This is a genomic window from Micromonospora sp. NBC_00617, from assembly GCF_045161355.1.
In the GTDB taxonomy this organism is placed as follows: Bacteria; Actinomycetota; Actinomycetes; order Mycobacteriales; family Micromonosporaceae; genus Micromonospora.
On record NZ_CP107751.1, the window covers coordinates 3798736 to 3810351 of the forward strand.

Below are 11616 nucleotides of genomic sequence, written 5' to 3' on the forward strand. Positions count from 1 at the left end.
ATCTACCGATCTTGCCTGGTCGGCAAGTTTGCCCATTGAGAAGCCGGTCACTCGACGTACGCTGAGCGCGATGGACGAGATCACCGGTCTACGGGAGCGCAAGAAGGCGGCCACCCGCCTCGCCCTGCACGAGTCGGCCCTGCGCCTCGCGGCCGAGCAGGGCCCCGACGGCGTGACCATCGAGGCGATCGCCGACGCCGCGAACGTCTCCCGGCGGACGTTCTCGAACTACTTCTCCAGCAAGGAGGAGGCGCTCTTTTACGGCGACGCGGTGCGCCTGCGACGACTGTTGCAGCTGGTGCGCGAGCGGCCGGGCAGCGAGCCGCCGTGGACCGCGCTGAGTCGGGCGGCCGAACACGTCGCCAGGGAATCATCAGATGATCGCGACCACAGTTGGCTGACCCGACGCCGGCAGCTGCGCGGGCATCCCGGCCTGGCGGCGCACCAGGTGGCGGCGTACACCGCGATCGAGCGCGAGTTGGCCGCGGAGCTTGCACACCAGCTCACCGGCCCGGCGGTGGAGCTGCGCTCCCGTCTGCTGACCGCGACGTTCCTGGCCGCCCTGCGCGTCGCCTTCCAGCACTGGATCGACCATCCGGGCCACGACCTGCTGGAGATCGTTCGAACCGCGCTCACCGAGGTCGCTCCCCCGTCCGCCGCCGCACCGGCAGCTGACTCGACGACCTGACGCGGCGCACCGGCCCGCCGCCATCCGCGCGCAACAGCGGGACGACGGCGGGCCCCGTCGCGCCGGCCGCCACCGCTCTCGGCGGTGGTGGCCGGCGGACGAGGCCCGCCGTCGACGGGGTCAGCGGTAACCGGCGGTCACCACGTTGGCCTGCACCGCGTTCTCGGTCGCGTCGGACGGATAACCGGCGACCATGGCCCCCTCGTAGAAGGTGCCGGCGCTCAGGTTCGCGCCCCCGTCCGGCTTGCAGCAGTCACCGCCACTGCCCAGGATGATCGCGCCCTGCTTCTTCATGGGGCTGTATCCCGGCGGGAGCGAGCCGTCCCACAGCGTGTAGAGGCTGCCGGACTGGGCGTCGCTGCCCTTCATGGCGAAGCGGGACGTGCCGTTGTTCTTGAGCGTCGCCGTGACGAACTTGCTGGTGAACGCCCGCTGGTTCGGGTTCCACGAGCTGCTGCCACCGGGGAACAGGCCCCACTCCAGATCGGCCTGCACCCAGGGACCGCTGCCGGAGCAACCGCCGAACCAGCACTGCTTGCCGAAGTTGATGGCGTCCATCGCGCCGGCGGCGTCGGCCTTGCGCGTCGTCTCGCTGTTGCCGTAGTCGAAGCAGCAGCCGCTGTTGACGTGGGTGCCGCTGGTCACCATGTACATGCCCTCCGGCGCCGAGCCGGTCGGCACGCCGGTCAGGTGCCCGTCGCGCCAGTAGCTGTTGCCGGGGTTGATGTAGAGCGAGTACGCCTTGGCGCCGCCGACCGTCAGGGACTCCGAGGTCGCGGTCGCCGGCCTGCTCTGCGGTGAGCCCGGAACCACGCTGGAGCCCTGGTACCAGAGGTCGTTTCCGCGCCCGGACTGGTCGAAGACGACGGTGATCACGCAGGTCGTGCCGGAGCAGAACGAGTCCTGCGTCGCCGCGTTGGCGGTGCCGCCCGTGCCGGTCAGGCCGATGTTGCGGGTGGTGTTGTCCGACGAGCGCCGGACCTGGTAGAGGTTGCCGGCGTACGTCGCGTAGAGGGCTCGCGTCGTGCTGTGCGCCGCCACGCACGGGGTGCCGCCGGAGGCGTAGATGTCGCACGGGCGCGCGCCGCTCGGCGGCGGGGTCGTCGGCGGCGTGGTGGTCGGCGGGATGGTGGTGGGCGGGGTGGTCGGCGAGGTCCACTGTTGGTTGGCGCCGCCGTTGCAGGCCCAGAGGATCAGTTTGGTGCCGTTCGTGGTGGCCGCGCCGTTGGCGTCCAGGCACAGCCCGGACTGCGCACCGGTGATGGTGCCGTTGCTGTTGACGTTCCACTGCTGGTTGGTCTGGCCGTTGCAGTCCCAGATGATCGCCTGCGTGCCGTTGGTGGTGCCTCGGCCGGAGGCGTCCAGGCACTTGTTGCCGTACACCGTGAGTTGCTTGCTCGACGTCCAGGTCCAGGTCTGGCCGGCCGCGCCGTTGCAGTCCCACAGTTGGGTCTGGGTGCCGTTGGTGGTGCTGGAGTTGGGGACCTCGACGCATCGGCCGGACGGGACGCCGACGATGGTGGTGCTCTGCCCGGGTGCGATGGCGGCGGCCGCCAGCGGCGCGGCGGCGGCCTCGGCGGCGGACGATCCGGCGCCGGCTGTCGCACCGACGGTGACGAGGACGAGGACGCCGGCCAGCGCGCTGGCCAGGACGGCCAGGCGTGGGGGGCGACGTCTCGGGATGGGCTCGTGGGCCATGCCGGGCCCGGCGGGGGATGGTGTTCGCACGAGGTGGCTCCTCGGAGTCGTGGCAGCGTGGAAGTGCCGACGCCGCAGGTGGTGGTGGCGGGAGCAGCCGAATCGATTCGCGGCAATCGTAGGATCAATTTTCGACGAGTGTCAATGTAAGCCCGCTCGGCGGGAGTCCGGCGGTGGCCGCCCGTGCCGGCGGCCACCGCCTGACCTCTTCCGCGACGCCTACCGCCCCCAGATCCGCCAGCTCTGGTTCAGCGGACTGCCCTGGCTGACCGCGTTGCAGGGCCACTGGAGGACCGTCGCGCGGGCCGCCGTGGAGACCCCGTTGACGTCGACACACTTGCCGCTGTGCCGGGCGACGAGCTGGTAGTCGTGCGAGTCGTTACCGGAGTAGGTCACCTTCCGGAGGGTGAACTGCTGGTTGAGCCCGTTCTGGCAGGTCCACTGGTCCACGGCGGCGCCGTTTGCGGTGGAGGCGCCGCTGACGTCGAGGCACTTGCCGCTCTGCTGGTTGACCACGGTGTACGTGTCGGCCGCGCCGGCGACCGGCCGGAAGTTCCAGAGCTGCTGGTCACCGCCCTCGCAGTAGAACTGCTGCTGGACGTTGCCGTCGGCGGTGCTCAGGCCGGTGTTGTCCAGGCACTGCTGGGAGTGCTGGGCCACCGCCACCGACTGGAAGCCTGCTTCGGAGGGTGGCAGCAGGGTGACCGTGTACGTGTCGTTCTGGTTGCCGTACGGCAGGTTCACCGTGGCGTTGTTGTTGGACACGGTGACGACGCTGTTGGAGACCGTGATCGGCCCCTGGACCGCGCCACCGTTGTTGTACGGGATGCGCTGCGTGAGCACCCGCACCTGGTTGTTCTGCACCACGCCACTTGTCGTGTCGAGGCGTTGCAGGTTGACGGCCAGGTTCCCGGTCGTACGACCACCACCGACCAGGACCTTCGCCACCCCGTTCGTCTTGGTGGCGTACGCGTCGTAGGACTGGCTGCCGGTCACCGACACGATCTCGCCGGCCTGCGAGGCGTAGTAGCGGTAGACCCACCACTCGCCCTTGGGCTGGTGCTGGCCGGCCGAGTTGCGGACCAGCAGGTTGCCGAGGTCGTTGTGCAGATTGCCGGCGCTGGCCCAGTTGGCCCGCAGGCCATCCGCCCGGGCCCGCTCCAGGCGGGCGATGTACCAGGCGCCGTCGGCCGGGTTCTGCTCGTTGCTCGCCCCGTACTCGTTGATCTGGTACGGGCGGGGGTGCGGGATGCCGCGCGGGTCGAGGGTGGCGTTGGCGGCGGCGACGTTGGCGACCGGGTCACCGGGCAGCGAGTGCCAGCTGATGATGTCCGGCACCGTGTTGGTCGAGCGCACGAAGTCCAGGTACTGGTTCCAGAACGCGTGGTTGGTCGACGGCACGCAGGCGCAGCTCGGCCCGACGATGAGCTGGTTGGGGAACTCCGTCCGGAGACGCTGGTACGTGCGCCGCCAGAGTTCGAGGTACTGGGAGATCGGCCGGTTCCAGAAGATGGTGATGTTGGGTTCGTTCCAGATGTCCCACTGCACCGACAATCCGGACGCCCGGACGTCGCTGATCAGCCGGGTCAGGAAGTTGTCGTAGTCGGTCCAGTTGCCGTTGTCGCCGGGGAAGCGGGAGATGCCGGCACCGTCCGCGCCCCAGAGGTCGTGCGGCAACAGGATGAACTGCCCGCCCAGGGCGACGGTCCGACGCGCCTGGGCGACTGTGGAGTTCCAGCGGCGATCGTAGTTTCCGCCAACCCAGCCGCTGCCGGGCAGTTGCGCGCCGCCGGCACGCATGTAGCGGAAGTTGACGTCGCGGTAGAAGTGGTCGGGCGGGCCACTGGCGTTCTCGGTCATGCCGTAGATCCAGCCGGACGCGCGGTAGGTCGGCGTGCCGGTCGTCGTGGAGAAGTTGACGCTGATCGACTCGTCGGCGGCCTGGGCCGGGGACGCGGCGACGGTGACGGCGGTGGTTGCGGCGAGCAGGCCGACGACGAGTCGGGCGACGAGCGCGTGGGCTCGCCCCGACCTGCTGCGGGACGGGGTTTTCACGGGCGGCTCCTTGGTGGGGCGCGGGGGACGCTCTCCGGAGGGCTGCGCTTGCGAATCGATTCGCACGGATCGTAGGTCCGGGAATCATCTGTGTCAATGAAGCGACGATCGCGTGAAGCCGGTGTTTCCCAGCAGCGCCTCCCTGGGCGCTCACCAACCCTTGACCACCGCGTATGGGCGGTCCTATCTTCGTGCGAACCGTTTCGTCGAATCGGTTCGCCTCATGGTCGGACGTGGTCCGGCCCGCGACGGTCAACCCACGACACCCCACCTGACGATCGACTTGAAGTGAGGCAGCACATGACACGACTCAACCGACGGCGGCGCCTGGCTGCCGTTGCCGTGATGGCGCTCGCCGCGGTGACGGCCGGCGCCTGCTCGTCGTCGTCCGGCGACTCCGGCGGTGGCGGCGGCGCGTACCTCGTCTGGGACCCGTATCCGCAGTTCGCCGACGACTCCGACTGGGTCGCCCTGCTCAAGAAGTGCGGAACCTCGGCGGGCGTGACGGTCGAGCGGACCGGCTACGACACCACCGACCTCACCAACAAGGCGCTGCTCGCCGCCCAGCAGGGCAACTCGCCGGACGTGCTGATCGTCGACAACCCGGTCATCTCGACACTGGCCGAGGCCGGCGCGCTCACCACCACCGAAGAGAACAAGCTGGACGTGTCGAGCATGGCGGCGAACCTGCTCGGCGCCGGCCAGAGCGCGGGCAAGACGTACGGGGTGCCGATCGGGGCCAACACCCTCGCGCTGTACTACAACAAGGACCTGCTGACCGCCGCCGGCGTCGACCCGGCCTCGGTGAAGGACTGGACGTCACTGACCGCGGCGCTGACGAAGGTCAAGGCCAAGGGCAAGAAGGGCATCACCTTCTCCGCGATCGGCACCGAGGAGGGCAGCTTCCAGTTCCTGCCCTGGTTCTGGGGATCGGGCGCCCAGCTGACCAGCCTGGACTCGCCGCAGGCGGTGTCCGCGCTGACCCTCTGGACGGACTGGCTGCGGCAGGGCTACGCCCCGAACTCGGTCATCAACAACACCCAGACCACGAGTTGGCAGGAGTTCGCCACCGGCGACTTCGCGTTCGCCGAGAACGGCACCTGGCAGCTGGCCAACGCGGAGAAGCTCGGGTTCTCGTACGGCACCATCGCGATCCCGGCCAGCGCCGGTGGACCGGCCCCGGCGCCGACCGGTGGCGAGTTCGTCTCGATCCCGGTGCAGAAGAAAACCGACCGGTACACGACGTCGCAGAAGCTCGTGACCTGCCTGACCAACGCCGACAATCTCCTCACCACCGACACCACGCTCTCCTACGTCGCGCCCGTCGCCGCCGTGCAGGACCGGCAGGCGACCGAGAACCCCAAGCTCAAGGTCTGGGTGGAGGCCGTCCGCGCGGCGAAGGGCCGCACCGGTGACAACCTCGGCACCAAGTACCCGAAGATCTCCGAACCCCTGTGGACCGCCGTGCAGGCAGCCCTGAGCGGCGGGAAGTCGCCGCAGCAGGCGCTGACCGCCGCGCAGGCCTCGGCCACGAGCAAGTAAGCGCGCCGACCCGACACGATGACCCCCACGACGCGGATTTCCACCACCACGCGAGGCCACGGTGGGGCGGCTGAGGCCGCCCCACCCGGGCCCCCCGCGCCTCGAACCCGCCGGCCCGGACGATGGCTGGCGTGGGGCTTTTTGGCGCCGACGGTCGTCTACCTGCTGGCCTTCTACGCCTACCCGCTCTACCGCAACGTCGAGCTGAGCCTGCGCGAGTACACCGTCCGCTCGTTCGTGCAGGGCGGCGCGCCCTTCGCCGGCCTGGACAACTACCGCACCGTCCTGGCCGACCCGGCGTTCTGGCCGACGTTGGCGCACACAGTGGTCTTCACCGGCGCGTCGCTCGTCCTCCAGTTCAGCATCGGCATGGCCCTGGCCCTCTTCTTCCGCCAGCACTTCCCGCTGTCGGGCACCCTGCGGGCGCTGATCCTCGTACCGTGGCTGCTGCCGCTGATCGTGTCGGCCTCGACCTGGTCGTGGCTGCTCAACAGCGACTCGGGGCTGGTCAACGCCGCGTTGGGCGTCGTCGGGATCGACCCGGTCAACTGGCTCACCTCGCCGACCTGGTCGCTCACCTCGGTGATCATCGCGAACGTCTGGATCGGCATCCCGTTCAACCTGGTGGTGCTCTACAGCGGCCTGGCGGCCATCCCGGTCGAGGTGTACGAGGCGTCCGCGCTCGACGGCGCGACCGGCTGGCAACGGTTCTGGTCGATCACGTTCCCGCTGTTGCGCCCGGTCTCCGCGATCACGCTGCTGCTGGGGCTGATCTACACGCTGAAGGTCTTCGACATCATCTGGATCATGACCAGGGGCGGCCCGACCGGTTCCTCCGCCACGCTCGCCACCTGGTCGTACCGCCTCGGCTTCGGCAACCTGCTGCCCGAGTTCGGTCCGGGCGCGGCCGTCGGCAACCTGCTCATCGTGCTGGCCCTGGTCGCCGGGCTCGTCTACATCCGGTCCCAACGGAGGCAGCACCTACGATGACCACGTCACCGCGTCGCGTCTGGTGGAAGACCGGAGTCGGTCTGGTGCTGACCGGGCTGATGCTCTTCCCCGTGTACTGGATGATCAACGTGTCGTTCACCCGGGACCAGGACATGCGGGCCAGTCCGCCGCACCTGTTCCCGACCAACGGCACGCTGGACGGCTACCGGGCCGTCCTCGACCAGCAACTGCCGTACCTCGGCACCAGCTTTCTCGTCGGGCTCGGCACGGTGGCACTGACCGTGGCGCTCGCCGCCCCCGCCGGGTACGCGCTGGCGAAGCTGCGGCCACCCGGCGGCCCGGCGCTGAGCTTCCTGCTGCTGATCGCCCAGATGATCCCGGGAATCATCATGGCGATGGGCTTCTACGCCATCTACCTCACCCTCGGCGTTCTCAACACGCTGCCGGGCCTGATCCTGGCCGACACGACCCTCGCGGTGCCGTTCGCCGTACTGATCTTCACGGCCTTCATGTCCGGCATCCCCGACGAGCTGCTCCAGGCCGCCGTGGTCGACGGCGCCGGCCGGCTGCGCACCTTCTGGTCGATCGTGCTGCCGGTCAGCCGCAACTCGATCGTCACGGTGTCGCTCTTCGCGTTCCTGTGGTCCTGGTCGGACTTCATCTTCGCCTCGACCCTGGCCGGCGGCGGCGACCACCAGCCGATCACCCTCGGCATCTACCACTACATCGGCAACAACAACCAGCAGTGGAACGCCATCATGGCCACCGCCGTCGTCGCCTCGATCCCCGCCGCCGTGCTGCTGATCCTGGCCCAGCGGTACGTATCGATGGGCGTGACCGCCGGCGCCGTCAAGGACTGACCATCCGCGGCGGTCGAGGACTGACCACCCGCACCACAGAAAGGCACCCGCCACCCATGACCGTCGCCCCGTCCGGTCCGGAGTTCGGAATCCAGGACATCCCGTTCAGCTACCGCGGATCCTGGTTCAACATCTCCCCGGTGGTAGCCGAGAAGACGTACGCCGACGACCTGCACCTGGTGTCGCACCAGACCGGGCTGCACCCGGTGCTGCGCCTCTCCCCCACGGCCGCGGGCCCCACGGTCGTGGCCACGCCCGCGCTGCTGACCTGGCGTGCCGGTCCCGGTCACATCGAGGCCGTCTACGACACACCCGACACCCTGCGGATCCGGGGCCGGCACCTCGGCCTGCGGATCGCCGCGGCCGCGGGCACCCTCACCCCGTTCAGCGGCACCTACCTCTACCTCGACCCGGTCGACGGCTCACACGTCTTCACCTCGTACGAGACCGGGCGACGCTACCGGGTCACGGTGCTCTCCGGCGCGCTGTGCCGCGCCGACGGCGTCGAGGCGCTCGGCACCGCCGACCGCTGCCTGGACCTCCCCGGCGACGAGCCCTGGGAGATCGCCATCGAGGAGTACGCCACCGCCCGCCGGCCGTACGCCACCGCCGTCCCCTTCGACCAGGTGTGCCGCGACCGCAGGGCCGAGTTCGCCGCGTTCGTCGACGCCGTCGCGCCGTGGCGCGGCGCGGACACGCCCGCCGCCGAACTGGCCGCGTACGTGCTGTGGTCCGCCACCGTCGCCCCGGCGGGCTTCGTGACCCGGCCCGCCGTCCTGATGTCCAAGCACTGGATGGACAAGGTGTGGAGCTGGGACCACTGCTTCAACGCGATCGCGCTCGCAGCCGGTGAGCCGGAGCTGGCCTGGCACCAGTTCCACCTGCCCTTCGACCACCAGGACGGTGCGGGCGCCCTGCCCGACTCGATCACCCACTCGGAGGTCCTGCACAACTACGTCAAGCCGCCCATCCACGGCTGGGCCCTGCGCCACCTGCGCCGCCGCCTCCCTGCGCCCCCGGACCGGGCGGCGCTCGCGCAGACGTACGACCGGCTGGCCCGCTGGACCGGGTTCTGGCTCGACGCACGCCGCGCGCCCGGCCACGACCTGCCGCACTACCAGCACGGCAACGACAGCGGCTGGGACAACGCCACCACGTTCGACGACGGTCGGGTCGTGCAGACCGCCGACCTGGCCGCGTTCCTGGTCTCCCAGCTGCGTTGCCTGGCCGACCTCGCCACCGAGCTGGGCGAACCCGCCGACCGGTGGTCCCGGGAGGCCGACCGGATCCGCACGGCCATGATCGGGCAGCTGTGGGACGGCGAGCGGTTCACCGCCCGCAGCCCGCACACCGGGCAGCGGCGGACCAGCCGCAGCCTGCTCGACCTGATGCCCGTCGCGCTCGGCGCCGACCTGCCCGCCCCGATCGCCGACGCGCTGGCCCGGGGCGTCGAGACCCACCTCACCACGCACGGGCTGGCCACCGAACCGACGGACTCGGCCCACTACCTCGCCGACGGCTACTGGCGGGGCCCGATCTGGGCGCCCTCCACCGTGCTGGTCGAGGACGGTCTGCGGCGGGCCGGGCACACCGGGATCGCCGACGACATCAGCCAGCGCTTCCTCGCGCTGTGTGAGAAGTCCGGTTTCGCGGAGAACTTCGACGCCGAGACCGGCGCCGGACTGCGGGATCGCGCGTACACCTGGACGGCCAGCAGCTACCTCATCCTGGCTGCCGCCCAGGAGGAGCGCCGAGCCGCGCGACGGTAGCCGGCCGGCGCGTGGGCCCGCCGATCGGCGGGCCCACGCGCCGGTGGAGGATCAGTGCGTCCGGACCGGGCCGGTGCTGGACCGCAGCGAGATGGGCGGGCTGTAGAGGCGGTGCCGCGGCACGCTGTCGGGGGCGGCGATGATCTCCAGCAGCAGCGACACCGCCTCGGCGCCCATGTCCCGCATGGGCACGTCCGCGGCGGTCAGCGGCGGGCGGAAGTCCTCCGCCCAGTGCTGGGCGGCGACCCCGGTGACCGAGAAGTCGACAGGAACGGACAACCCGGCGCTGGTCAGCGCACGCTGCATCCCGGGCAGCGCCGCCTCGTTGATGGTGGCCACCGCCGTGACGTCCGGATGCGTCCCGAGCAACTGCTCCACGCACGCCTCACCGGAGGCCGTGTCATCGCCGCAGCAGACGTCCACGCCGACCAGACCCCGTTCCGCCACCGCCGCCTGGAAACCGGCCAACGCGCGATGGCTGGGCCCGTAACCCGCCGCCACCAGCTCGGCGGAGCGGTTGACCAGCGCCACGTGCCGATGCCCCAGATCGGCCAGGTGGTGCACGCAGCGCGCGATCAGCCCGGCGTAGTCGATGTCGACCCAGCTCATGCCGTGCGCTTCGGCCGTCCGACCGATCGTGACGAACGGCAGACCCGTTCTGGCCAGCCGCGTGACCCGGTCGTCCTCCAACCGGATCTCCATGAGGACCACGCCGTCCACCCGACGTCCGCTGACGATCCGCTCGAACGACCGGTCGTGGTCGCCACCGGACGGGGACAGCAGCACATCCAGGTCGTGGCGGGCGGCGGCCTCGACGACGCTGGCGACGAAGCCCAACTGCATGTCGGTCAACCGCTGGCTCGCCGGTGGGATCACCAGCCCGAGGGTGCGGGTACGCCCCTCCTTCAGGGCACGGGCGCTGGCGTTCGGCCGGTAGTCCAGCTCGTCGATGACCGCCTGGATCCGCTGCCGGGTCGCCTCCGAGACGGTTCGCTTGCCGCTCAGCACGTACGACACGGTGCTGCGGGACACCCCCGCCCGCCGGGCGATCTCCCCGATGTTCATACGCCGCCCTCGAATCGATTCCTGCCCCGACGGGGACGCGCCCAGCTCCGGTTCCGAGCATAGGCGCTCCGCGTCGGCGCCCGGACGCCCCGCCCGACGCCTCACCAGCTCGTCCGCCCGTCCCAACCAGCTCGACCCGGTCAGGAATCAAGAAGCGCCCGGTCGGCCCCCCGGCCTAGCCTTTTCCCAGGTAGCCGGCGCCACGCCGGGCCGGGAAACATCGAGAGGGAGCCCGACATGTCCGCGAAGACCTCCACGACCGAGTCCGACGGCTTCAGCGCCGAGGAGCGCGCCGCGATGAAGGAGCGTGCGGCCGAGCTGCGCGCCGAGGGCAAGAAGGGCGCCAAGAGGGCCGACGGGTTGCAGGCGGTCCTCGACCGCATCGCGCAGATGGCGCCCGACGATCGCGCGCTCGCCGAGCGCGTGCACGTGGCGGTGACCGCCGCCGCCCCCGACTTGACGCCGAAGACCTGGTACGGGATGCCCGCCTACGCGAACGCGGCCGACAAGATCGTCGTCTTCTTCCAGGACTCCGGCAAGTTCAACTACCGCTACTCGACCCTGGGCTTCCAGGACACGGCCAACCTCGACGACGGCGACCTCTGGCCGGTGTCGTACGCGCTGCGGACGTGGAGCCCCGAGGTGGAGAAGAGGGTCATCGAGCTGGTACGCGCGGCGGTCTCCTGACCATCGCCGGGATCGGGCCGCTCGCGACCGGCGGACCGGCTGTCGTCCGCACGCCCGGCGGCGCTGGTGCTTGCGTCCACCGGCAATGATCAATCCGTGTCGCTCTGGGAGGTCGTCTCGCGCATCGGCGTACCGCTGATCGTCGTCGTCGGCGCCGCGTTCCTCGTGGCGGCGCGTTCACCGATCCGCCCGACTCCTTCTCCTGGCCACGTGGCTGGCAGTGGACGTGGGCGGGCTGTGGCTGATGGCCGCCGGCGAAGCGGCGTTCGGCACCGAGAGACCGTGGTTCGAGCGCGCGTGC

General features: G+C 70.4%; 9 protein-coding genes. 6 read left to right on the forward strand and 3 right to left on the reverse strand.

The window, feature by feature from the left end:
* Positions 1-70 precede the first annotated feature (70 nt).
* Positions 71-688: a TetR/AcrR family transcriptional regulator gene (locus OG505_RS17335; RefSeq protein ID WP_405425719.1), complete on the forward strand. Its 618-nt coding sequence runs from the start codon at positions 71-73 to the stop codon at positions 686-688.
* Positions 689-808: 120 nt separating this feature from the next.
* Here OG505_RS17335 and OG505_RS17340 read toward each other — a convergent pair whose 3' ends face one another.
* Both OG505_RS17340 and OG505_RS17345 read right to left on the reverse strand, forming a co-directional pair.
* Positions 809-2386: an arabinofuranosidase catalytic domain-containing protein gene (locus OG505_RS17340; RefSeq protein ID WP_405434549.1), complete on the reverse strand. Its 1578-nt coding sequence runs from the start codon at positions 2384-2386 to the stop codon at positions 809-811.
* Between the two features lie 219 nt (positions 2387-2605).
* Positions 2606-4441: an RICIN domain-containing protein gene (locus tag OG505_RS17345; protein ID WP_405425721.1), complete on the reverse strand. Its 1836-nt coding sequence runs from the start codon at positions 4439-4441 to the stop codon at positions 2606-2608.
* 300 nt (positions 4442-4741) lie between these two features.
* Here OG505_RS17345 and OG505_RS17350 point away from each other — a divergent pair, with 300 nt between their 5' ends.
* The 4 genes from OG505_RS17350 to OG505_RS17365 all read left to right on the forward strand — a co-directional run bounded on the left by OG505_RS17350 (position 4742) and on the right by OG505_RS17365 (position 9563).
* On the forward strand, positions 4742-5983 hold the full coding sequence (locus OG505_RS17350; RefSeq protein WP_405425722.1) for an extracellular solute-binding protein: 1242 nt from the start codon (positions 4742-4744) through the stop codon (positions 5981-5983).
* A 141-nt stretch (positions 5984-6124) separates the two neighbouring features.
* Positions 6125-6973: a carbohydrate ABC transporter permease gene (locus OG505_RS17355; protein ID WP_405425723.1), complete on the forward strand. Its 849-nt coding sequence runs from the start codon at positions 6125-6127 to the stop codon at positions 6971-6973.
* A complete protein-coding gene (locus OG505_RS17360) occupies positions 6970-7794 on the forward strand; it encodes a carbohydrate ABC transporter permease (protein ID WP_405425725.1) in 825 nt (274 codons plus the stop codon). The genes OG505_RS17355 and OG505_RS17360 overlap by 4 nt, the downstream gene beginning before the upstream one ends.
* Positions 7795-7850: 56 nt before the next feature.
* Positions 7851-9563, forward strand: a complete 1713-nt coding sequence (locus OG505_RS17365) for an amylo-alpha-1,6-glucosidase (protein ID WP_405425726.1) — start codon at positions 7851-7853, stop codon at positions 9561-9563.
* Positions 9564-9614: 51 nt separating this feature from the next.
* On the opposite strand, the gene OG505_RS17370 is transcribed toward OG505_RS17365, so the two are convergent.
* Entirely contained in the window at positions 9615-10628 is a 1014-nt protein-coding gene (locus OG505_RS17370) for a LacI family DNA-binding transcriptional regulator (protein ID WP_405425728.1), read from the reverse strand.
* Positions 10629-10865: 237 nt separating this feature from the next.
* Here OG505_RS17370 and OG505_RS17375 point away from each other — a divergent pair, with 237 nt between their 5' ends.
* A complete protein-coding gene (locus OG505_RS17375; RefSeq protein WP_405425730.1) occupies positions 10866-11315 on the forward strand; it encodes an iron chaperone in 450 nt (149 codons plus the stop codon).
* Positions 11316-11616: the final 301 nt, after the last annotated feature.

Coding starts and splice junctions, on each gene's coding strand:
- OG505_RS17335 (WP_405425719.1), top strand. CDS start 71: ATGGACGAGATCACCGGTCTACGGGAGCGCAAGAAGGCGGCCACCCGC.
- OG505_RS17340 (WP_405434549.1), bottom strand. CDS start 2,386: ATGGCCCACGAGCCCATCCCGAGACGTCGCCCCCCACGCCTGGCCGTC.
- OG505_RS17350 (WP_405425722.1), top strand. CDS start 4,742: ATGACACGACTCAACCGACGGCGGCGCCTGGCTGCCGTTGCCGTGATG.
- OG505_RS17360 (WP_405425725.1), top strand. CDS start 6,970: ATGACCACGTCACCGCGTCGCGTCTGGTGGAAGACCGGAGTCGGTCTG.
- OG505_RS17365 (WP_405425726.1), top strand. CDS start 7,851: ATGACCGTCGCCCCGTCCGGTCCGGAGTTCGGAATCCAGGACATCCCG.
- OG505_RS17370 (WP_405425728.1), bottom strand. CDS start 10,628: ATGAACATCGGGGAGATCGCCCGGCGGGCGGGGGTGTCCCGCAGCACC.
- OG505_RS17375 (WP_405425730.1), top strand. CDS start 10,866: ATGTCCGCGAAGACCTCCACGACCGAGTCCGACGGCTTCAGCGCCGAG.